This window comes from Nocardiopsis sp. NPDC050513, from assembly GCF_044457925.1.
Lineage (GTDB): Bacteria > Actinomycetota > Actinomycetes > Streptosporangiales > Streptosporangiaceae > Nocardiopsis.
Genome location: NZ_JBITHK010000016.1, coordinates 99,396 through 120,298, shown reverse-complemented (window position 1 = coordinate 120,298; position 20,903 = coordinate 99,396). Strand labels below are relative to the sequence as shown.

The 20,903-nt window shown below is 75.9% G+C and carries 20 protein-coding genes; 6 read left to right on the top strand and 14 right to left on the bottom strand.

Annotated features, from left to right (window positions below; genetic code table 11):
• Positions 1 to 185 precede the first annotated feature (185 nt).
• Positions 186 to 983 carry a Rossmann-like domain-containing protein gene (locus ACIBFB_RS24160; protein ID WP_397233847.1) on the bottom strand — a complete coding sequence of 266 codons (798 nt, stop codon included), beginning with the start codon at positions 981 to 983 and terminating at the stop codon, positions 186 to 188.
• A gap of 2 nt (positions 984 to 985) precedes the next feature.
• A complete protein-coding gene (locus ACIBFB_RS24155) occupies positions 986 to 1,729 on the bottom strand; it encodes a methyltransferase (protein WP_397233837.1) in 744 nt (247 codons plus the stop codon).
• A 325-nt stretch (positions 1,730 to 2,054) separates the two neighbouring features.
• On the opposite strand from ACIBFB_RS24155, the gene ACIBFB_RS24150 reads away from it, so the two are divergent.
• From ACIBFB_RS24150 to ACIBFB_RS24135, 4 genes are read left to right on the top strand one after another with little or no spacing between them, the layout of a single operon-like run.
• Entirely contained in the window at positions 2,055 to 3,323 is a 1,269-nt protein-coding gene (locus ACIBFB_RS24150; protein ID WP_397233835.1) for an MFS transporter, read from the top strand.
• A gap of 57 nt (positions 3,324 to 3,380) precedes the next feature.
• Positions 3,381 to 4,838: a PepSY-associated TM helix domain-containing protein gene (locus ACIBFB_RS24145; protein ID WP_397233833.1), complete on the top strand. Its 1,458-nt coding sequence runs from the start codon at positions 3,381 to 3,383 to the stop codon at positions 4,836 to 4,838.
• Positions 4,839 to 4,854: 16 nt separating this feature from the next.
• On the top strand, positions 4,855 to 6,042 hold the full coding sequence (locus ACIBFB_RS24140) for an MFS transporter (RefSeq protein ID WP_397233831.1): 1,188 nt from the start codon (positions 4,855 to 4,857) through the stop codon (positions 6,040 to 6,042).
• Positions 6,039 to 7,247: a hypothetical protein gene (locus ACIBFB_RS24135; RefSeq protein ID WP_397233829.1), complete on the top strand. Its 1,209-nt coding sequence runs from the start codon at positions 6,039 to 6,041 to the stop codon at positions 7,245 to 7,247. The genes ACIBFB_RS24140 and ACIBFB_RS24135 overlap by 4 nt, the downstream gene beginning before the upstream one ends.
• Before the next feature lie 138 nt (positions 7,248 to 7,385).
• Here ACIBFB_RS24135 and ACIBFB_RS24130 read toward each other — a convergent pair whose 3' ends face one another.
• Complete coding sequence (locus ACIBFB_RS24130) at positions 7,386 to 8,546, bottom strand: acyl-CoA dehydrogenase family protein (RefSeq protein ID WP_397233827.1); 1,161 nt, start codon at positions 8,544 to 8,546, stop codon at positions 7,386 to 7,388.
• Between the two features lie 153 nt (positions 8,547 to 8,699).
• On the opposite strand from ACIBFB_RS24130, the gene ACIBFB_RS24125 reads away from it, so the two are divergent.
• Both ACIBFB_RS24125 and ACIBFB_RS24120 read left to right on the top strand, forming a co-directional pair.
• Complete coding sequence (locus tag ACIBFB_RS24125; RefSeq protein WP_397233825.1) at positions 8,700 to 10,316, top strand: CoA transferase; 1,617 nt, start codon at positions 8,700 to 8,702, stop codon at positions 10,314 to 10,316.
• Positions 10,313 to 11,953: a class I adenylate-forming enzyme family protein gene (locus ACIBFB_RS24120; RefSeq protein ID WP_397233823.1), complete on the top strand. Its 1,641-nt coding sequence runs from the start codon at positions 10,313 to 10,315 to the stop codon at positions 11,951 to 11,953. Before ACIBFB_RS24125 ends, ACIBFB_RS24120 begins: the two co-directional genes overlap by 4 nt.
• A gap of 75 nt (positions 11,954 to 12,028) precedes the next feature.
• Here ACIBFB_RS24120 and ACIBFB_RS24115 read toward each other — a convergent pair whose 3' ends face one another.
• The 11 genes from ACIBFB_RS24115 to ACIBFB_RS24065 all read right to left on the bottom strand — a co-directional run bounded on the left by ACIBFB_RS24115 (position 12,029) and on the right by ACIBFB_RS24065 (position 20,824).
• Positions 12,029 to 12,613: a hypothetical protein gene (locus tag ACIBFB_RS24115; protein WP_397233821.1), complete on the bottom strand. Its 585-nt coding sequence runs from the start codon at positions 12,611 to 12,613 to the stop codon at positions 12,029 to 12,031.
• Positions 12,614 to 12,691: 78 nt separating this feature from the next.
• A complete protein-coding gene (locus ACIBFB_RS24110) occupies positions 12,692 to 13,549 on the bottom strand; it encodes a metal ABC transporter solute-binding protein, Zn/Mn family (protein ID WP_397233819.1) in 858 nt (285 codons plus the stop codon).
• Positions 13,510 to 14,370, bottom strand: coding sequence for a metal ABC transporter permease (locus ACIBFB_RS24105; RefSeq protein WP_397233817.1), 861 nt, complete (start codon positions 14,368 to 14,370; stop codon positions 13,510 to 13,512). Before ACIBFB_RS24105 ends, ACIBFB_RS24110 begins: the two co-directional genes overlap by 40 nt.
• On the bottom strand, positions 14,367 to 15,011 hold the full coding sequence (locus tag ACIBFB_RS24100) for an ABC transporter ATP-binding protein (protein WP_397233815.1): 645 nt from the start codon (positions 15,009 to 15,011) through the stop codon (positions 14,367 to 14,369). The genes ACIBFB_RS24105 and ACIBFB_RS24100 overlap by 4 nt, the downstream gene beginning before the upstream one ends.
• A 358-nt stretch (positions 15,012 to 15,369) precedes the next feature.
• On the bottom strand, positions 15,370 to 15,924 hold the full coding sequence (locus ACIBFB_RS24095) for a copper chaperone PCu(A)C (RefSeq protein ID WP_397233812.1): 555 nt from the start codon (positions 15,922 to 15,924) through the stop codon (positions 15,370 to 15,372).
• A 113-nt stretch (positions 15,925 to 16,037) separates the two neighbouring features.
• Positions 16,038 to 17,303 (bottom strand): Dyp-type peroxidase, encoded by a 1,266-nt coding sequence (locus ACIBFB_RS24090; RefSeq protein ID WP_397233810.1) that lies wholly within the window; start codon positions 17,301 to 17,303, stop codon positions 16,038 to 16,040.
• On the bottom strand, positions 17,300 to 17,923 hold the full coding sequence (locus ACIBFB_RS24085; protein WP_397233808.1) for an SCO family protein: 624 nt from the start codon (positions 17,921 to 17,923) through the stop codon (positions 17,300 to 17,302). Before ACIBFB_RS24085 ends, ACIBFB_RS24090 begins: the two co-directional genes overlap by 4 nt.
• Positions 17,924 to 18,008: 85 nt before the next feature.
• A complete protein-coding gene (locus tag ACIBFB_RS24080) occupies positions 18,009 to 18,635 on the bottom strand; it encodes a sigma-70 family RNA polymerase sigma factor (protein WP_397233806.1) in 627 nt (208 codons plus the stop codon).
• Between the two features lie 240 nt (positions 18,636 to 18,875).
• Positions 18,876 to 19,511 (bottom strand): hypothetical protein, encoded by a 636-nt coding sequence (locus ACIBFB_RS24075; protein ID WP_397233803.1) that lies wholly within the window; start codon positions 19,509 to 19,511, stop codon positions 18,876 to 18,878.
• 78 nt (positions 19,512 to 19,589) lie between these two features.
• The gene (locus tag ACIBFB_RS24070) at positions 19,590 to 19,766 is read right to left on the bottom strand and encodes a hypothetical protein (RefSeq protein WP_397233801.1); all 177 of its coding nucleotides are present in this window, start codon (positions 19,764 to 19,766) and stop codon (positions 19,590 to 19,592) included.
• A 149-nt stretch (positions 19,767 to 19,915) separates the two neighbouring features.
• On the bottom strand, positions 19,916 to 20,824 hold the full coding sequence (locus ACIBFB_RS24065; protein ID WP_397233799.1) for a helix-turn-helix domain-containing GNAT family N-acetyltransferase: 909 nt from the start codon (positions 20,822 to 20,824) through the stop codon (positions 19,916 to 19,918).
• Positions 20,825 to 20,903 lie beyond the last annotated feature (79 nt).

Below are 20,903 nucleotides of genomic sequence, written 5' to 3'. Positions count from 1 at the left end.
CCCGCCGCCAGCGGCGCCCGCCGCCGTGGTCTTTGTGGTCGGGCCGCCCGACCGGGCCGCACAGGGGCCCCCCCCCGCGCGGCCCCCTTGGGGGGGGGGGGGGGGGGGGGGCGCGCTGGAGGGACGGGGGGCGCGCCCGCCCTGTTCGGGGGCCGGGGGCGATCCGGTGCGGTACCGCGTCGGCCTCAGGCCTGCCCGGAGCCCGTGGCCCGGTAGCGGTAGAGCGTGGTGGCGTCGGCGCTGAACTGGGAGAAGGGGAAGGGCTCGGCGGAGACCCCGGCGACGCCGTGCCCGAGGAAGGCGCGGGCGACGGCGCTCGCGCTCTGGGCATAGACGTACAGCGGGATGCCGCGCTTTCGGCAGCGTTCGAGGAGTTCGTCGAAGGTGCCGTTGCCGAGGGTCATGCCGGTGGCCACGACCGCGTCGGCGGCGTCGACCACCTCCGCCATCGACTCCGCGACCGGGTCGCCCCACCGCGTGGTGCGCAGGTTGAGGTCGCAGGGCAGGCACTCGCCGCCGCGCTCGCGAATCGCGGCGACGAGGGGGTTGACCACGCCGATCAGCGCGATCTTCGCGCCCTCGGCGACGGGGGCGAGCCCGGCGACGGCGGCGTCGCGGGCGGCGGCGCGCTGTTCGGGAGTCCCCGCGGGCAGGGTGACCGGCTCGGCGCGGGGGTCGTCGCGGTGCGGGGAGGAGTGCCCGAGGTAGGCGTCGAGGGCGGCGATCCGCAGGGGGAGCGGGCCGTCGGCCAGCAGTTCGGCCAGGCGCGCGCCGGAGGCCTCGCGGCACAGGTCCGGCGCGATCTGCCCGTCCTCGAACGCGCAGGCCCCGAAGGCCCCGCCGACGCGGACGGCGACGTACTGGTTGAGGTAGGTGGTGCCGCTCCCGGCCAGCCGGGTTCCGTGGTGCAGCCAGAACACGCTGGTGGCCACGGTGTCGCCGACCTGGTCGAGGGCGTCGCGGAAGAGGTCGTCGAGGGTCACGGTCATGCGGCCTTCTGGAATCGGAAGAGGTAGGTCAGGACGCCGTCCCCCCAGTCGTGGCGGTGGTGGACCGCGCCCGTGAAGCCGGAGTCCTCGGCGTGGGCGGCGATGCGGCGCAGGTCGGCGGTGTTGGAGACGATGAGGTAGACGTCGGCGCCGGGGGCGAGCAGGGGGCGCTCGCGGAGTTGGGTGAAGAACGCTGCGGTGATCGGCGCGCCGACGCACACGTTGCGCACGACGTCGGGGTCGGTGCTGGTGGACTGGCTGACGGCGGGAGGGTTGAAGGTGACCACGTCGAGACGGGTGTGGTCGGGCAGGCCCGCGAACACGTCACTGACCCAGGGGACGAGCCGGGTGGGGGTGCGACGATCGGGCTCCTCCGGCGCGGCGTCCCCGCCCAGGAGGCGGTCGAAGTTGCGGACGGCGGCCTCGACGCTGGGGGCGTGCACGTCGATCGCGTGTACCTCGGCGGCCCCGCGCGCCCCCGCGGCGACGGCCTCCACGCCCAGGCCGACGCCCATCGCCGCGTAGCGCCGCCCCCGCACGTCGATGTCGTCGTCGAGGATGCGCTGGTGGATCATCCGGCTGGTCCCGCCGGGCAGGAACACGCCGGGCGGGACGTCGAAGTCCCAGCCGTTCCAGGTGTAGGAGCGGGTGGTGTGCAGGTCGTTCCGCGGCGGGTTGACCGCGAGGATCTGCTCGGCGGGCAGGGGCGGAGGCAGCTCGTCCACGAGGGAGCGGTCCACGGGAGTCCTTCCATGGAGCGGGTGATGGGGCGGGTGCGACGGCGGGACGTGAGCGGGGACGGGACGTCCGGGTGGCCAAGGCCGTGCGCTATCTTAGTGAAAACGATAACCGTTGTCATTAGAGGGTGTCAGGGAACACCGTTCGGAGCCCCGTCGACCGAACCGCCGCGGAGGCACACCGCCCCGGGAGCGGCGCACGGTTCCGGCTCCGCTCGGGGTCCGGTCCGGCGCACGGCGCGGGGCCGTCCGCCCGGCGCGGCCGTCCCGGTGGGGCCGCACCGGCTCCTCCCTCACTGACCGCCCACGGAAAGGACGTCGAGCGCCCGTGACCCACCTCCAGGAGACCGAGACCGACACCCCCGCCCCACCGCGCACGTCCGTGCTGCTGGACCCGGCCTTCCTCAGGCTGTGGACGGGCAGCACCGCCTCCGGCCTGGCCACGTGGGCGATGCCGTTCGTCCTCGGCCTGGCCGTGCTGGACGGATCGCTCACCGCCGTGGGGCTCGGCCTGACCCTGGCCACCCGTACCGCCGGGTTCCTCGTCGCCCTCCCCCTCGGCGGACTGATCGCCGACCGTTTCTCGCGCAGGTCGGTGGTGCTGTGGGCGGGGCTCACGGCCGCGGTGGCCACACCGGTGGTCGCCGTGGGCGTGAGCACGTCGGCGATCGTGCTCGCGGCGGCCGCGGCCGCGTTCGTCGGCGCCGGTCAGGGCGCGTGCCGACCCGCGTTCCAGGCACTGACCGCCGAGGTGGTCGACGAACCCCGGCGCCAGCGGGCCAACGCGGCGCTCACCATCTCCGTCCGCGTGACGACGCTGGTCGCCCCCGCGCTGACGGCTCTGCTGTCGACGTTCCTGGGGACGAGCGCCCTGCTACTGGTCACGGCCGCGACGTGGGCGGTCGCGGCGCTGACACCGCCCAGGGGGACGGACGTCCCACCGGTCGCGACGGGGTCGGAGCGGCGGTGGTCGCCGGTCGCCGACTTCGCCGAGGGACTGCGCGAGGCCCGGCGGCACACCTGGTTCCTCGCCGGGCTGGGCGCGCTGACCGCCGTGATCGCCGCCGGGTACTCCGCGACCAACGTCCTCCTGCCGGTGGTCAGCCGCGACACGTTCGGCACCGAGGCGGTGCTGGCGGGCGCGATGACCGCCTACACGGGCGGCGCCCTGGTCGGGGCGGTGCTCATCGGGCGCTGGCGGCCGGCCGCCCGGGGCTGGGCGGCGCTGGCGGGTCTGGCACTGTACGGATTCGCGCCGCTGAGCCTGCTGTTCCCGGTGAGCCCGTGGACGGTGGCCGCGGCCTACGCCCTGGCGGGCATCGGCATCGAGCTGTTCAACGTGCCGTGGTTCACCGCCGCGCAACGGGAGGTCGCGCCGGACAAGCTCGCCCGGGTCTCCTCGCTCGACTTCCTGTTCTCCTACGGCCTGGCGCCGGTCGGACTGGCGCTGATCGCCCCCGCGACGCAGGCGTTCGGCACCGAGGCGGTGCTGGTCGCGTGCGCGGCGCTGTGCTTCCTCGGCCCGGGCGCCGCAGCGCTCGCACCCGGAGCCAAACACTTCGGCGCGGGAACCGGACAGCCTTCGCGAACGACCTGAACAGGGAGAACGGCACCACCACCGGCGCGACGCGCCGACGACGAGGAGAGCGCCTCCATGGCACACGACAGAGACACACCCCCCGAGGGAGCGGCGGGCCGGACGCGGCCGGGGGCGTGGACGGCGCTCCGGCCGCTGGTACTGCGGCTGCACTTCTACGCCGGGGTGTTCGTCGCCCCGTTCATCCTGGTCGCGGCGGTCACCGGGCTGCTGTACGTGTGGACGCCGCAGATCGAGGACGCGGTCCACGCCGACCTGCTGCGCGTCGAACCCGCCGGCGAGACCCTGCCGCTGCACGAACAGGTACGGGTGGCTCGGGAGGAGGTGCCGGACGCCGAACTCGACGCGGTGCGTCCGCCCACGACCGAGGAGGACGCCACCCGGGTGCTGTTCAACGTGCCGGGGTTGGAGCCGGGGCAGCGGGCCGCGGTGTTCGTCGACCCCCACGACGGCGACGTGCTCGGGGTGACCGAGTCGTACGGCACGAGCGGCGCGCTGCCCGTGCGCACGTGGATCGAGGTGTTCCACCGGAACCTGCACCTGGGCGACGTCGGACGCCTGTACAGCGAGCTCGCGGCGAGCTGGCTGTGGGTGGTCGCGCTGGGCGGCGTCGCGCTCTGGACCGCCCGCGTGCGGAGGTCGCGGGCCGGGGTGCGGCGTGCGTTGACGCCGGGCTCGGCGTCCCCGGGGCGGGCGCGGTCGGTCTCTCTGCACGGCGCCACCGGCCTGTGGATCACGGTCGGCCTGCTGTTCCTGTCGGCGACCGGGATGACGTGGTCGCAGTACGCGGGCGGGAACATCGCCGACCTGCGGGAGCGGATGTCCTGGACGACCCCGGCGGTGTCCGCCGAGACCCCGCCCGCCTCGCCCGGTGTGGACGTGGGCGTGGACGCCGTGCTGGCCAGCGCACGGGACGCCGGTCTGGACGGCCCGGTCGAGGTCGCCTACCCGGAGACGCCCGCCTCGCCCTACGTGGTGAGCCAGCTCGACCGGCTCTGGCCGACGCGGGCGGACAGCGCGGCGATCGCGCCGGACACGGCCGAGGTCACCGACGTGGTGCGGTTCGCCGACTACCCGCTGATGGCCAAGTTCACCCGGTGGGGGATCGACGCCCACATGGGACTGCTGTTCGGGGTGGTCAACCAGGTCGTGCTGACCGCGCTGGCCCTGGGGCTGCTGGCCGTGGTCCTGTGGGGCTACCGGATGTGGTGGCAGCGGCGGCCCACGCGGTCGCGGACTCTGGGCGTCGGCCGCCCCTACCCGCGCGGCGCGTTCCGCGCCCTGCCGCTTCCGCTCAGGGCGGCGGTCGTGCTCGTGCTGCTGGCCGTCGGCTGGGCGGCGCCGCTGGTCGGTGTGTCGCTGCTGGTGTTCCTGGCCGTGGACGTCGCCCTGGGATGGCGCGCGCGCAGGTCCGGGCGTGCGCCGGGCGAGGCGCCGGACGCCTCGGCCGAGGGCGCGGTGGAGCGGCCGCGTGCGACGGATGAGACACTGACCGGGACCGCGAATACCCCCTGACCGTATCGGAGTCCCCATGAACCGCGGCCGTCCGGTGGACACGACGACGCGTGAGCGCGTGGGCGGCATGACCGTCCTGCTGACCCTGGTCATGGCGTGGTCGATGCTGCCGCTGTTCACCGTCGCGGCGCTGGCGCCGAGGCTCCGGCCCGACCTGGGCGCGGGACCCGCGGAGCTCGGGATCGCGGTCGGGGCGGGGTTCGCCGTGGCCGCCGCGCTGTCCCCGTTGGCCGGTCGGCTGACCGACCGATGGGGGCCGCGGCGGTGCACGGTCGGGCTGCTGGTCCTGGCGGCGGCCGGGCTGGGGTTGCTCTCGGTGTCCCAGGAGCTGGTCACGCTGTGTCTGGCTCTGGCGCTGTCCGGGCTGCCGCAGGCGTTCGCCAACCCGGTGACCAACAAGGCGGTCCTGCGGTCGGTGCCCGCCGAGCGGCGGGGCGGCGTGACCGGGTGGAAGCAGTCCGGGGTGCAGTTGGGCGCGCTGGTGGCGGGGGTGCCCCTGTCACTGGTCGCGGCGTGGTCGGGGTGGCGGGAGGCGGTCGCGCTGGCCGCCGCGGTCGCGCTGCTGCTCGCGGTGTGGGCTCTGCTCGCGCTCGCGCCCGACGCGCCGGTCGGCGGTGTGCGCGGCGCGGACGCCGAGCCGCCGCCGCGCGGGCTGGTGGCCCGGTTGGCGGTGTTCTCGCTCTTCCTGGGTGCGGGAGTGTCGTCGATGAACGCGCACGTGGGGCTGTTCGCCGCCGACGAGCTGGGGTTGGCCCCGGTGGCGGCGGGTCTGGTGGTGGCGGTCCTGGGCGTCGCCGGGGTCCTGGGGCGGGTGCTGTGGGCGGCGAGGGCCGGGCGGCGGGGAGCGTTCGGGCTGCTGGCGCCGCTGGCGGGCGGAGCCGTCCTGGGTCCCGCGCTGCTGGCGGCGGCCTCGTGGGTTCCGGAGCTGGTGTACCCGGCGGCGGTCGCGGTCGGGGGGTTGGCGGTGGCGGCGAACGCGGTGTCGATGATCGCGGTGATGAGCGCCGTGCCGGGGCCTCGGGCCGGGCGGGCGACCGCGCTGGTGTCCGCGGGGTTCTTCGCCGGATTCGCGGTGGGGCCGGGGGTGCTGGGCGCGCTCGCCGAGACCGCCGGATACACGTACGCGTGGGGATGGCCCGCGCTCGCGCTGCTGGCGGCGGGCGCGACGGCGACCCCGTGGCTGCGTGGGGAGGAGCGGGCGTGACCGCTGACGACGCCGTGACGTCCAGGACCGCCAGGCGGATCCTCGATGCCCTCCTCGACGGCGTCGACGAGCTGCATCCGGGGCTCGCGGGCCGGTATCCCCTGTTCCGACGCCCCGACGACGCGTGGGTCACAAGTCGGCGCGGGTCGTGGACCGGCGGGCTCTGGGCGGGGCTGTTGTGGCTGCGGGCGCTGGAGCGACGCGAGTCGACGTACACGGACGCCGCCCGAACGGCCAGCGACGGGCTCGCGGTGTGGGCCGAGGCGGACACGGCCGCGCGCGGACTGGTGTTCTGGTACCCGCTCGCACTCTCCCGACGCGTGGTCCCGGGCGGTGCGGCCCCGCTGGAGGCGGCGGCCGGACGGGCGGCGCGGTCGCTGGGCGCACGCTTCTCACGTGCGGCCGGAGTGATCCCGTGGGGTGAGGCCTTCGGGGGCTCGGGCGATCTCGTGCGGGTGGACGGTGCGCCGGGTGCGGCGCCGTTGATGTGTGCCGCGCAGGGGGTGTCGGAGGCGGTCGCGGCGGCCGGGGCGGCGCACCTGGAGCGGCATCTACGGCTGTGCTGGGACGGGTCGGCCGTGGTGCCCGTGTGGCGGTTGGACGGAGGCGGTGTCGTGCGCGGCGCCGCGTCGACGCGGTACTGGTCACGAGGACGGGCGTGGCTGCTGACGGCGTTCGCCGACGCGGTGCGGCTGGGCCTCGTGGCGCCCGACGACCCGGCGCTGGGGACCGTGCTGGACGCGGACGCGCCGCTGGCGCCTCCGGCCGACACCGACCGTCCCCGGGGGCCCGTGGACACGGGGGCGGCGGCGATCGAGGCGGCCGCGCTGCTGCGCCTGGGGCACGCTCTGGAGACGCCCGCGTACCCGGTCGCGGAGGACCGGGAGGGATCGGCGCGGGTCGTGGACGGAGGAGCTCCGGTCGCCGACGCGGTCCACGGCCCCGCGCACCGGACGGGGACCGCCTGGTCTCAGGGCGGCGTCTCCACCGGTGACCGCGCGCGCCGTGCCACGGCCGCACGGGCGCGGGCGCACGCGATCGTGTGCGCACTGGACCGCCACCACATGGGCCCGCGTGGACTCGGGCAGGGGTCCTACGAGGTCGCCGACGGTCTGGTCACCGGCATCGAGTCCGTCTGGGGGAACTTCTTCCTCGCGCTCGCCGCCGCGATGGTGCTGGGCGTCGTGCCCGCAGACCTCATCTGACACCTCAGCCTCAAAACCATCGCCGTTCCACAGACACAGCACGGGGCACACGCGTCACTACGGAACCGCACGCCGCGCAACGCCGGTCTCCCCGGACGGCGAGCACTGCCTCGACCAGCCCGCCGCCGGTGGGCGGCCTCAGCCCCGGAGCAGGCGGCGCGCCACCTCGGACACATGCAGCTCGTCCGGCCCGTCCAGCACCCGCGCCTGGCGCGCCACCCGCTGCAACCGCGGCAACGGCGTGTCCGGCCCCAACCCCTCCGCCCCATACACCTGCGCCGCGGCGTCGGCCACCGTCGACAGCGCCCGCGCGGCCGCCACCTTCGCCGTCGCCACCGCCGTGCGCCCCGGGTCCGAGGCCGGGTCCTCCACCGCCGCCACCGCCGCCCGTGCCAGGGACCGCGCCGAGGTCAGGGCCAGGTGCGCCTCGAACACCGCACCCCGCACCAACTGGTACTCCCCCAGCGCGGGCGTCCCCCGCCCGGTGTCGCGGGCCCGGTCGAGCATCAGCTCGAACGCCCGCTCCGCCTGTCCCACCCACCGCAGGCTCCGCAGTGTCCGCCCCAGGCCCACCCGGGAACCGGCCACACGCAGCCCTCCGCCGACCTCACCCAGCACGTGGTCGGCGTCGACCTGCACATCGTCGAAGGCGAGCTCGTACTGCCCGCCGACGCCCCACACCGGCAACTCCCGAACCACCCGCACCCCTGGCGCATCAGCGGGCACCGCCAGGACGGTGAGTCCGTCGCGACCGCGCGGTCCGGGCGGGCCGGTACGCGCCACCACGACGACCAGATCAGCCTCCCCGGCCCCGGTCACGAACCACTTCGCCCCGCGTATCCGGAAACCCCGGGGATCCGGGGTCGCGGTGGTCGCGACCGCGGCCGGATCCGACCCCCGCGCTCCCGGTTCGGTCATCGCGAAGCACGCCCGCAGCCGCCCCGACACCAACCCCTCCAGGTAGCGCTCGCGCAGGGCGGGCGTCGCGTGCGCGTCGAGGGTCCGCACGTCGAGCAGCGCCGCCGACCCGAGGGCCGACGGCCCGTGGTCGCTGCGTCCCTCGGCCTCGGCCACGGGCGCGTACCGGGCCAGCCCGACACCGCCCCCACCGAGCCCCTCGGGCAACGGCAGCGCCCACAGCCCCTCTCGTACCGCGAGCTCCCTCAGCTCCTCGCGCCGCTCCCGCGCCCGGTCTCCGCCCGCGTCCAGGACGTCCTCCCAGGGCTCGACCTCGCGCACCACGAAGTCGCGCACCCTCCCGGCCAGCGCCGACTCACCGTCCGGACACTCCCGTCCCACGGGCACCGCCTCCTCCTCCACCGGCCGCGCGGGAACCACCCGGCCCCGGACGGCGACTGCTTGTGCGACAGAAAGGTCGAAGCGGACGATCGACGAGTTCCCCCACTCCCTCCCCCACCCACAACCCCCGGACAGAATTCGCGAGGCGCACCCATGACCTCCACTGTTCCCCTCACCCCACCGCCCCTGGCGGGCACGGACCTGGCCTGCTACGGAGGCGGCGATCCGCACCGCCACACCGCACGCCAGCTCCGTGCCCTCGGCGCCGGCCTGCCGGACACCCCGGTCGGCGGCGCCCCCGGCCCCTCCCGACTCCGGTTCCCCCACGGCGCCGGCGCGGTCCTGGACTGGCCCGTGCACGACGACGGCGAGACCGACCTCCAGGCCCGCGCCGGGCTGACGGCCGTCCACGGCCGCCGCCACGGCGCCCCCGAACCCCTGCCCTTCGCCTACGTCGGCACGGTCGCCGCCACCGCGCACGTCACCGGCCTCCTGGCCGCCGAACTCCTGCGTCTGCGCACCGGCCGCACCGGTACCGTCCACACCAGCGCCGAGGCGTGCGCCCTGACCACCGTCTCCCAGTACCTGGCCGCCGAGGCCGCCGACGACGGCGAGGCCGTCACCCCGCGTCCGGGCACCGCCACGTTCACCAGCGGCGACGGCGTGGACTTCGAGATCGAGGCACTGGCCCCCGAACCCTGGGGCCGTTTCTGGACCGAACTGGACGCCCCGCGGCGCGCGGTCGGCGCGGGCTGGACCCCCTTCCAGTTCCGCTACGCGACCGCGTGCGCCCCCCTGCCCGAGGAGCTGCGGTCGGCCGCCGCCGCACACTCCTGGGCGAACGTCCTCGCCGCGGCCGAGCGCGCCGGCGTCGGTCTCGTCCGCCTGACGGGCGCCCCCCGGCGCTCACGGGAGCAGGCCGGGCGGAGACCGCCGTGGATGCTGCGCCCGGCGCCCGTCGGCGCCCCGCGTCCGGCCACCCGCTCCGGCCCCACGGCGCACCCCGGCGACCTGCCCCTCACCGGGGTGCGCGTCCTGGAGGCGGGCCGCCGCATCCAGGCGCCGCTCGCCGCCCGCCTCCTGCGCGCGCTCGGCGCGACGGTCGTCCGGATCGAACCGCCCGGCGGCGACCCGCTGCGCGGCATGCCGCCCGTCTGCCGGGGCCTGTCGGCACGGTGGCTCGCGCTCAACCGCGGCAAGGACGCCGTCGAGGTGGACATCAAGAGCGATCGGGGCCGCCGGGACCTGCGCGACCTGGCCCGCGGCGCCGACGTCTTCCTGCACAACTGGGCCCCGGGCAACGCCGAACGGCTCGGACTGGACGCGGAGTCCCTGACCGAGGCCAACCCGCGCCTGGTGTACGCCTACACGTCCGGGTGGGGCCGCCCCGCCGACGGACTGCCCCCGGGGACGGACTTCATGGTCCAGGCGCACGAGGGCCTCACCGCCCCCGCCCCGGTCCCCGGGCGGACGACGGTCGCCTCCCTGATGACCGTGCTCGACGTCCTCGGCGGCTTCCTGGGCGCCCAGGCCGTCACCGCCGCCCTGCTGACCCGCGAGCGCCTGGGGTCGGCTGTGTCCGTGGAGAGTTCCCTGCGCGCGGCGGCCGACCTGCTGCGCGGGGCGCGCCGGTCCGGGCCCCCCGGTCTGGACTGCCACACGGTCACCGCGGACCTGCCCGGCCTCGAACACGACCCGCGCCTGGGCCCGCTGCTCTCCCGCACCGCCGAGGGCCTCCTGGCGGTCGACTCCCCGTGGAGGATCTCATGACGACGCCCCACACTCCCGTCCCGGCCGCCGCCCGCGAACCGGCCCGGTTCCCCGACCTGGTCCCCGCCCGGCTGCGCGCACGGTGGCGGAACGAGGGCCACTACCTCGGCATGGGCCTGTACCAGCTGTTCCGCACCGTGGCCCGGGCCCACCCCGACCGGGACGCCGTCGTCGACGACCACGGGCGGGTCCCGTACGCGGCCCTGCACCGCGAGGTCCTGCGTGTGGCCGGAGCCCTGATGGGCCTGGGTGTGCGCCCCGGCGAGGTGGTCGCCGTCCAGCTCCCCAACCAGGCCGCGGCCGTGGCCACCGAACTGGCGGTCGCGGCGGTCGGCGCGGTCGCGCTCCCGTTCCCGGTGGGGCGCGGCGCGTCGGAGGTCGAGGCGCTGCTGCGCGGCGGCCGGGCGGCGGTCCTCGTGGCCGCCACCGAGTTCCGGGGCCGCTCCCCCGTGCGGACCGCGGAGACGCTGCGCTCCCGCCTGCCCGACCTGCGGTGGGTGGTGGGAGTGGACGCCAGGGGACGGTTCCCGTCGGCGAGCGACGGCCCGGCCGGGGAGTCCGACCTGCCTCCGGTGGACGCCTCCGGCGCGGCCCGGATCCTGGTCTCCTCCGGCTCGGAGGCCCTGCCCAAGATGGTGGCGTACTCCCACGACGCCCTCGCGGGCGGTCGCGGCAACGTCATGGCCTCCCTACGACTGGGCGCCGACCCCTTCCGCGCGCACTTCCTGGTCCCCCTGGGGACGGCGTTCGGCAGCAACGCCACGTCGGTGGTCCTGGCCCGGCACGGCGGAACACTCCTGCTCAACGACCGCTTCGAGGCGGAACGCGCACTGGCCACGATCAGCGAGCACCGCCCGACCCACGTGCTCGGCGTGCCCACGATGATCCGCATGATGCTCGATCTGGACCGGTGTCCCCCCGGGGACGGCGCGGTCCTGGTGCTCGGCGGCGCGCCGTTGGAGGCCGACACGGCACGGCGGGCGCGCGAGGTGTTCGGCGGGCCGGTGGTCAACCTCTACGGGTCGGCGGACGGCGTCAACTGCCACACGGGCCTGGACGGCGACCCGTGCGACGAGTCGGGGCCGGGCCGACCGGCGGGGCGGCCCGATCCCGGCGTCGTGGCCATCCGCGTGGTGGACGCCGAGGGACGGGACGCGGCCACGGGCGAGACCGGTGAGATCATCGCGCTGGGACCGATGTCCCCGCTGTGCCACGTCGGCGAGGAGGGCGCCGACGGGCGCCACCGCACCGCCGAGGGCTGGGTACGCACGGGTGACCTGGGGGTCCTCGACCACCGGGGCATGCTGAGGGTGGTCGGCCGGCTCAAGGACGTGGTGATCCGGGGCGGCGCCAACATCAGCCCGGTCGAGGTCGAGGCCGCCGTGCGCGCCCACCCGGACGTGGCTGACGCCTGCTGCTTCGGGATCCCCGACCCGCTCATGGGCGAGCGGCTGGTCGCGGCCCTGGTGCCGTACGGCGGCCAGGAGCCGCCCGACGCCGCCGCCCTCGCCGCGCACCTCACGAAGGCGGGACTCGACGCCTTCAAGTGCCCGGAGCGGGTGGTGGGGGTCGACCGGCTGCCCCTCACGGCGGCGGGGAAGGTGGACCGCGACGCCCTGCGCGCGCTCGTCGACTGACCGCGCGGCGCCCGCACGCCGACGGACGCCTCCGTGGGGCGGAGAGCCCCCGTGCCGCCCCACGGGCCGGAGAACTCAGTCGGCGCCGCTCGGAGCCGGAACGACGTCGAGCACGTGCCGCGCGACACCGGCCAGCGTGCGGGGGCAGCGCCACTCCTCCGGGGTGTGGCCCTCCGCGTCCGGCTCCGCGTCGGTCTCCCCGGCCAGGTCGTCCCCGGGACCGGCCCCGGCGAGCTGTTCGAGGCGCTGGGGGATGAAGGAGGTGACGTCCCCGTGTTCCCCGTCGGCGGGATGGGAGGCGTGGTCGCAGTCCGCGTCGGCCCAGGCGCGCTCGGCCTCCTCCGCGGTCGCCCGGATCCTCCTGACCAGCGCGCGGTCGTCGTTCAGATCGGCCCAGACCCCGGTGCCGAGCAGACTGAGCAGCACCTCGACGCTCTCCGGCCCCGGGCCCAGGAGCGCGTCCTCGGACACACGCGCCGTCAGCCCCAGGATCGTCTCCCGCGGATCGCGGTACGGGTACCCCTCGATGAGGTTGAGCGCCTCCCCCACGAGATCGCGGAGGTCGGAGAAGGGCGGGGGCTCCGTCGCCGTCGCCGCGCGGGGGAAGTCCGGCTCGGCGCTCGGGGGGAGGGGCGTGCCCTCGGCTCGGTCGTCGGTCATGGGCGGTGGGACGCGCCCGTCGGCCGAACGGTTCCGTGGTCGCGCCGACGACCGCCCCGGCGCCCGTCGCCGACGCCGCTAGTGGTCGCCGTGGCCTCCGGTCCCGGGCTCGGCCTCCCGGCCCGCGAACGCCTCCGCGATGGTGTGTGCGTTCGCCTCGTACAGCGCGACCAGGTCCAGGTCCTCGCCCGGGTAGTTGACCACGCCGATCTGGAGCGCGTCGGAGTCCGGCAGCACCCGGCCCGCCGACATGTGCGTGTTCTCGAACACGAACGCGGGCTCGGCCCCTGCCAGCCCCGCCACGTCGGACGCGCCCAGCTGCTCGGGGCCGTAGGTCTCGACGAGTTCCGCTCCCGCCAGTTCCGCGGCCCAGGCGGCGTAGACCTGCGCGACGGCGCGCGGGGCCTCGCCGTCCGGCCACTGCCCGGCGAGCTCCCCGGCGATCCGCTGGCGCTCCTCGTCGAAGTCCGCCAGCCACGCCTCGGCGGCCCCGGCGGTGCCGAACAGCTCGCCCAGGCGGATGACCTCGGCGGAGATGGTCTCCGGGGTGTTGTCCAGGTCCACCTCGACCGTCTCGGCGTCGCCCCCGGCGGCGTCGGTGATCTGCTGCGCGAACGGTTCGAAGGGGCTGTACAGCACGTAGTCCGCCCCGGCGACGGCGGCCAGGTCGGAGGGGGAGGGCTCGTACTCGGGGGCGTGCTGGACGTCGGCGGGCACGATCACCGTGACGTCCTCGGCCCCGGCGGCGGTCGCGAAGGCGCCCTGCCAGGTGGTGGTCGCCACGACCACGGGCCCCTCGGCGGCGGTGTCGTCCGCGCTCTCCGCCTGGCCGCCGGGGTCGGCGCCGGCCGCGCAGCCGGTGAGCAGCAGCGCGGCGGAGGCCAGGGCGGCCGGAGTCAGTGCGAGGGGTCGGGGGTGGGCGGTGTGCGGTGCCATGCTCGGCGGTTCCTTTCGGGGAGGAGGTGGGCGGCCACGGCGAGGAGCCCGGCCGTCAGGACCAGGACCGGTCCGGGGGGAAGGTCGAGGAGGAGGGCCAGGGCGAAGCCGGCGACGGTGCTGACCAGACCGCACAGCACGGCCCAGACCGCGATCGAGGTGAGCGAGGCGCCCAGACGGCGGGCCGCGAGGGCGGGAAGGATGGTGAGCGCGTCGACCAGGAGCGCGCCGGTGAGCCGGATCGCTCCGGCCACGGCGACGGCGACGACCACGAGCAGGACGAGGGTGAACCAGCGGACGGGTACGCCGCTGACCAGGGCGAGCTCTCGGTCGTGCAGGAGCAGGGCGAGCTGGCGGCGGAAGAGGACGAGGAGTCCGGGCACGACCACGGCCAGGCAGCCGAGGATGACCAGGTCGACGGTGCGCACCGACAGGATGGAGCCCCACAGCAGGGCGAAGGCGCTGGCGGCGTTGGCCCCCGAGACCGCGATGAGCAGCAGGGCCGCGGCCATGGCCAGGCTCATGAGCAGCCCCATGCCGCCGGAGAGCCCGCCCGGACGGTCGGCCAGGGGGCTGACCGCCGCCCCGGCGCAGGCGCACGCCACCAGGGCGCACAGGGTGGGGTCGGCCCCGGTGAGCAGTCCGACGGCGATGCCCAGCAGGGCGACGTGCATCATCGCGAAGCGGACCGGGAGGATGTCCAGTCCGACGATGACCACCCCGACCAGGGGGAGTCCGACCGCGCCCAGGAGCAGGCCCAGCCCGGCGCGTTGGACGGCGGGCATGGCCAGGAGGGCGGCCAGGGTGTCCGCGTCGATCACGCGACCTCCCGGATCCGGCCCGCGGCCATCTCCAGCCGCCGGTCGCAGTCGGCCGCCAGGTCCGGGTCGTGGGTGACGACGAGGGTCGTGACGCCCAGGGAGAGCAGGTGGCGGGCGGCACCGCGGCGGGCGTCGAAGTCGAGCGCGGCGGTCGGCTCGTCGGCCAGGACCACGCGGGCCCCGGCGCCGACCCGCCCGATCACGCGCGCCAGGTGCACGCGCTGGAGCTGTCCGCCGGAGAGGGTGGCGACCGGTCGGCCCAGGAGGTGGCCGACGCCGAGGTCGTCGGCGGCGGCGCGGGCGCGGTCCGTCCCGGGTCCGCCGCCGTCCAGGAGCTCGCGGACCAGGAGCGGGAAGGATCCGGCCGACTGGCGCTGCGGGATCCACGCGCACTCGCGTCGGCGTCGGGCCCAGTCCCGGGAGGTGCGGGCGACGTGCCCGTCGACGGCGACGGTCCCGGAGGAGGGCCGGTGCAGTCCGAGGACCGCGCGGACCAGGGTGGACTTGCCGGAGCCGTTCGTGCCGACCAGGGCGACCCGGCTGCCCGCCCGGATGTCCAGATCGACCTCGCGCACGGCCCTGACGGGCCCGTGCTCACAGGTCAGCGACTCGATCCGGATACTGGCTCCCGGTGGTGGCACGCGGCACCTGCCTTCCGCTGGACGGTTCCTTCCCGACAGGAGTCGTCGGGACACCGCGCGGAGTTCCCGAATCCCGACTTCGCGGGATCCGCTCCGGTTCGCCCGCCGGGTCCGGGTCGCCCGCCGTGGCGTGCCGCGACGTCCGGAAGGCCGAGGCCCGGACGAGCGGGCGCCCCGGGCGGCGGTGCGGCCGCCCGGGGCGCGCGTGGGCGACCCCGCGGACGGGACGGGCCCGTCTGCGCGGTGCGCTCCGCGTGGCGCGTCCGCGGTGGCCGAGGCGACCGGGGACGCGGCACGGCGGGCGCCGGTGTCGCCCCGCCACCGCTCCGGACGGGGCGGCGGCGAACCCGGGGTGCTTCTAGTGGTGGCCCTCGTGCCCGTCCTCCCCGCCGCCTCCGGCGGCCATCGGCTGGACGGGGACGGCGACCTCCACCTCCTGCCCGCTGGCGAAGGTCAGGGTGAGCGTGACCTCGTCGCCGACGGCGAGCGGCTCGGCCAGGGCGTTGACCATGACGTGGTACCCGCCCTCCATCAGCTCGGTCGATCCACCGCCCGGCACCGGGATCTCCTCGACGGAGCGCATCGTCGAGGCCCCGGAGCCGGTGGTCTCGGTGGCGTACAGGTCCGCGTCGTCGGAGGCGTCGGCGGACACCGCCGTGATCGCGTCGTCGGCCTCGGCGCCGTTCTCCACGCGCAGGTAGACCGCGCCCACCTCCGGGTTGGCGGGCTCGGGCATCCAGGCGCCGGAGACCACCAGATCCGCGCCCCGGGCCGCGCCCCGCTCGGCCTCGTACGCGTCGGCCGCCGCGTCCTGACCGGCGGGCTCCCCTTCCGCGCAGGCGGCCACGGTCAGCAGCGCGGCCAGTCCCACCGCCGCCGCGCCCGACGTGCGACGTCTCGGCCCTGTGGACATGCTTCCTCGTCCCCCTCGTTGTCCGGTGTCCGCCGGGAGCCGGTGCGCTCCGACGCTCGGATACGGAGTCGTCGCAGCCCTCGCGCCGGTTCCCGGCCTGTCCCGTCGGCGGCTCACAGAAGTGTTCCGGCCAGCCCGGATCCGCTCTCGGGAACGGGCGGAACCGCGAACACGGCGCTGCCCTCGTGCCGGACGAAGGCGTTCAGCGCGTCCGCCCCCCGGTCGAGGTTGGTCTGCACGGCCGTGAAGCCGGACCGCGGGTCGGCCTGCCACGCGGTGAAGAGCAGCCCCGCCTGCCTGCGGCCCCCGGCGTCCCAGCCCAGGTCGTAGTTGAACCCCCGCCGGAGCATCCGCGCACCCAGCGTGCTCTCCGGGCTGGCGAGGCGGATGTGGGCGTCGCGCGGGATGACGGGCTCCCCGTCGTCGCCGCGCGCCGCCAGGTCGGGCCGGTCGTCCTCCCGGTCGCCGCCGAGCGGAGCCCCGTCGGACAGGCGGCGGCCGATCACCGCCTCCCGCTCCCCGGTCCCCAACGCGAACCAGTCGTCGAGCAGCATGCGGATGCGGCGCACGACGACGTAGGAGCCGCCGTCCATCCAGGCCAGCGCCTCCTCGGGGTGCGCGGCCAGGACCTGGGAGTCGAACAGGGGCTCGGCGGGCTCCGGGTTGACCGTGCCGTCGACGCTGCCCATGAGGTTGCGCGGGGTCGCGGTGTGGTCCTCGGCGGTCACCGGCGAACGCTGGAAACCGGGCAGGGCCCAACGCACCCGGACCCGGTCCCCCGCCCGGCGCAGCAGGTACGCGACGGCCGAGCTGACCACCACGGGATCCTCGGCTCCCACGTGCAGCATCAGGTCACCGCCGCACCAGGCCGGGTCGAGGTCGTCGGCGCCGAACGCGGGAAGGTCCTCCAGGTGGGGCGGGCGCCGGTCGGGCAGGCCCGCCCGGTCCAGGAGCGATCCGCCCAGGCCGACGGTGACGCCCAGGGAGGCGGGGCGCAGCCCCTGGGAGGGCGCGCCCTCGTCGATCGCGGCCAGCCCCCGTGCGTGGAGGGCCGCCGCCTCCCCGGTCCACACGTCCAGCACCTCGCGGGCGGACGTGCGCACGGTCCCGGCCGCGTCGCCCCGGACGTCGACGCCGAGCACCTGGACGTGCGCGGGGGTGGGCACGCGCAGAGCCGGGGGCCGTCCCGACGCGGGGCCGCTCCGGGCGTGCACGGTGGCGAGCGCGGAGCCGTCGTCGGCGCCCGAGCCGACCGCGACGGCGGTGGCGTACCCGCCCAGACCGCCCGCGCCGAGCCCGGTGAGGCCCGCCGCGCCCGCGGCGGAGAGCAGGCCGCGCCGGGAGACGCGCCGGCGGGCCCCGCGCGAGGTCCCGCTCACAGCAGGTCGTCCCGCAGGGTCGGCAGGAGCCCTGCGATCTGGTCGGCCTCGGCGCCCTCGTCGAACATGCCCGCCGCCTCGCCCGTGGGCAGCAGGACGACGATCCGTCCGCCGTGGGTGACCAGGTACTCGCCCTCGGTCTCCCGCGGGGCCTCGATCGCGATGCCGTAGTCGGCGGCGGCCCCGACCGTCGTGTCGATGTCGCCGCGCACGCCCTGGAACCCGGGGTCGAAGCGGTCGAGCCACGTCCTCAGCTGCTCGTCGGTGTCCCGTGCGGGGTCGGTCGAGACCATGACGACGTCGAAGTCCTCGGCGGTCTCTCCCGCCTGGTCGAGTGCCACGTCGATGTCGGCCATGGTCATCGGGCACACGTCGGGGCAGCTGGTGTAGCCGAAGAAGAGCAGCGTCAGGCGGTCGTCGGCGACGTCGGCGAAGGTCCAGGCGTCGCCGTCGACCGTGGTCAGCTCCGCGGTGGACGCGGCCATCGGGTCATCGGACAGGTCGAGGTAGTACTCGGCGTCCGCCACCGGGGCGCCAGCGGAGCAGGCGGTGGTGAGGGCGAGCAGCGCCGCCGCGGCGGCGGCGCGCCGACGCGCGGATCGGAGGGGTCGGGGTGTCATCTGTCTCCTCGGTGGTGGGGCCGCGCGCGGCGTGCGCGCGGCCCTCGGTCGGTCACGGGCCGCGGCACGGCCCGGGGTGCCGGGGTCAGGCGGCCTCGCGGAACAGGCGCAGCAGGTCGCGGCGCCCGCGCGCCACCCGGGACCGGACGGTGCCGATGGGCACGCCGATCGCCCGGGCCGCCTCGGCGTAGGGCATCCCCTCGATCTGCGTGAGGACGAACGCCGTGCGCCGGTCCACGGGCAGCGCGTTCAGCAGGTCCAGGAGGGCCAGGTACTCGTCGAAGCGTCCGGGGGCCGCTCCGGGGGTGACCCGCGACCAGTCGTCCACGGGCTCGTGGCGCGGGGCGCGGCCGTGGGACCGGTAGCGGTCGGCGACGGTGTGCCGGGCGACGGACAACAGCCAGGAGCGGACCGGGGCCCGGCCCTCGTAGCGCGCCAGGCCGTGCATCGCGCGGGAGAAGGTCTCCTGGGTGAGGTCGTCGACCCAGGAGGGGTCCACGCGCCGTGCGATGAACCGCGCGACGTGGTCCCGGGTCTGGGAGAAGAGGGCGTTCATCTCCTCCATGCCGCCCTCCTTGGCCCGCAGCGCCAGGAGGGTCAGTTCCTCCCGGTCCGGGCGGTCGTCGGAGGACGGGCGCGGTCGTGGTTCGGTCGGCGGGGGGGCGGGTCTGTCCAGGGGAACGGGGGGCCGTGTCTCGACGAGCGCGGGCACGCGTGCTCCTTCGGTCACCGCGCGCGGTCGACGGACCGGCGGACGGCGAGGGGCCGTCCGCGGGCTCGACCGCGGGCGCGGGGGATGTCTGGTCCGTGGTGTCCGGTGGAGGGCCACCGGGGTGACAGCGCACGGCCTGGGCCCCGGAAACGACCGGGACACGGGGTCACGGCGCACGGCGGACGGACGCGGTGCCGGGGGCAGCGCGGTCAGGGCCGTGTGCGGTGGGACGCCGGGTACTCAGGCGGTGCGCGGCGCCAGGGGCGGGCCGCGCAGGATCCGGGTGTGCCGAAGGTAGGGCAGGAGGGGCTGGGAACGCTCCTCGCCGCCCCAGGGTCCCCGGCCGAGGGTCGGCTCGGGGAGGATCCGCACCCGCCCGAGGACGAGCAGGAGCGGGAGGAGGGTGAGCGCCATGAAGCGCAGGAAGGCGAAGAGGGCGTTCTCGCCGCGGTGCAGCCACCACGCGCTGATCAGGGCGGCCACGACGTGCACGGCCAGCATCTGCCAGGTCGACAGCGCGCCGTTGGCCGCCGTGTCGGCGACGCTGGCCGCGTAGGCGGCGGTGTCGGTGGCCAGCGAGGGGTTCTGGGCCGAAGCGGTGTGCGCGCCGTGTCCGCCGCCCCACAGCTGCGTGTAGCTGAACGCGAGGTGCAGGGCGAACTGGCCCCACAGCATCCACCCGGCCAGGACCAGCGGGCCGTGGCGGCGCCGGGCGGCGACCCACGCCACGGCCATGACCACCACCGCGCCGAACAGCAGACCGGCGACGGGGACGTCGTGTCCTGAGGTCAGCGCGTGCCCGTGCGCGGACAGGCTCGCGCACACCAGGGTGAACACCCCGGCGCGCAGCGGTCGGCACGGCTGGCTCTCGGACATCTCCGCCCCATCGTCTCACCCTCCTCGGGCGCCCCCGGACCGGGATGCCCTCTTCGCCGCGGTCCCGCGTCTGGGGCGTCAGGGGTCGGGATCCGCCGGGGGCCAGTCGATCCCGCGCGGGATGTCAAACCCCTTGACCAGCGATTTCTCCGCTCCGAGGCCGGATGTGACCCCGCGCACGAGCGCGTCGGCGGTGCGGATCCGCGCGTCGGCCCGGACGTGTTGGCGCTGTGTTCGGTCGTCGGCGTGGGGCACGCCCGCTCCCTCGGTCGGTGGACACGGCCACGGGTCGGCATGCCCGCTTCCGCGGCCACCTGCCCCTTACCTGAGCGCGACAGTCCTGTCACCGAGAGGCGACCGTGTCGGGGTCGCCCGCGCCGATCCGGTGCGTCGGCCGAACCGCCTCAGTCCTCGCCGGAGTCGCAGTCGCACACCGTCGACCGCGCGTCCTCCAGCTCCTGGTCTGGTCTGCGCCGTTCCAGCATGACGGTGTCGCGCCACACCCCGTGGTGCCGGCCGATCCGCTCGCGCACGCCGAGGGTGCGGAAGCCCGCCAGGTGGTGCAGGGACAGGCTCGCCTTGTTCTCCGGGAAGACCGAGGTCTGGAGCGTCCACAGACCTCCGGCGTCGGCCGCGGTGACCTGACGGTGGATCAGCGCCTTGCCGACCCCGCGCCCGCGTGCGTCCTCGGCGACGTAGACGGAGGTCTCGGCGACCCCCGCGTACACCTCGCGGGCGGAGACGCGGGAGGCCGCCGCCCAGCCGACCACCCGGCCGTCCGCCTCGGCCACCCAGCGGTGTCCGGGCAGCCACCGGGCGTCCAGGTCACGGGCGTCGGGCACCTCGGTCTCGAAGGTGGCGTGCCCCGTGGCGATCCCCTCGGCGTAGATCCGCAGCACGTCGTCGAGGTCGTCTTCGCCCATGGCCCGGACGGTCACGCCGTCGGGGAGGCCGGTGGGGCAGCAGGGGCGCGTGGACAGCAGGCCCATGACGGCGTCGGCGGCGTGCGGAAGGCCGGTGCAGCAGGCCGGATTGACCGCCACATGGGTGGACGTGCCCACCTTGGTCAGGGTCACGAAGCCGACGTCGGCCAGTTTGCGCAGGTGGTGGGAGACGGTGGGCTGGCGGAGGCCGACCGCCTCGGCGAGCGCGCCCACGCCGAGCGAACCCGGCGCGGTGGCGATGGCGTGCAGGAGGCGCACGCGCGCGGGCTCCGCCAGGCAGGCGAACCAGGAGGCGTAGGTCTCGGCGTCCTCGGGGCGCAGGGGCGCGGCGGTCGTCCGCGCGGGTGTCGTGGCGGTCATGGCATTCATTATCAACGATGATCTATATCGATTGCCATCTATGTTGATTTCATCGACAGACATCTATACAGTCTCCTTCATAGACAGC

Bases quoted from the DNA above. Each gene is read 5' to 3' on its own strand.
- ACIBFB_RS24145 (WP_397233833.1), top strand. From the start codon at position 3,381: ATGGCACACGACAGAGACACACCCCCCGAGGGAGCGGCGGGCCGGACG.
- ACIBFB_RS24140 (WP_397233831.1), top strand. From the start codon at position 4,855: ATGAACCGCGGCCGTCCGGTGGACACGACGACGCGTGAGCGCGTGGGC.
- ACIBFB_RS24125 (WP_397233825.1), top strand. From the start codon at position 8,700: ATGACCTCCACTGTTCCCCTCACCCCACCGCCCCTGGCGGGCACGGAC.
- ACIBFB_RS24120 (WP_397233823.1), top strand. From the start codon at position 10,313: ATGACGACGCCCCACACTCCCGTCCCGGCCGCCGCCCGCGAACCGGCC.
- ACIBFB_RS24115 (WP_397233821.1), bottom strand. From the start codon at position 12,613: ATGACCGACGACCGAGCCGAGGGCACGCCCCTCCCCCCGAGCGCCGAG.
- ACIBFB_RS24110 (WP_397233819.1), bottom strand. From the start codon at position 13,549: ATGGCACCGCACACCGCCCACCCCCGACCCCTCGCACTGACTCCGGCC.
- ACIBFB_RS24095 (WP_397233812.1), bottom strand. From the start codon at position 15,924: ATGTCCACAGGGCCGAGACGTCGCACGTCGGGCGCGGCGGCGGTGGGA.
- ACIBFB_RS24085 (WP_397233808.1), bottom strand. From the start codon at position 17,923: ATGACACCCCGACCCCTCCGATCCGCGCGTCGGCGCGCCGCCGCCGCG.
- ACIBFB_RS24075 (WP_397233803.1), bottom strand. From the start codon at position 19,511: ATGTCCGAGAGCCAGCCGTGCCGACCGCTGCGCGCCGGGGTGTTCACC.
- ACIBFB_RS24065 (WP_397233799.1), bottom strand. From the start codon at position 20,824: ATGAATGCCATGACCGCCACGACACCCGCGCGGACGACCGCCGCGCCC.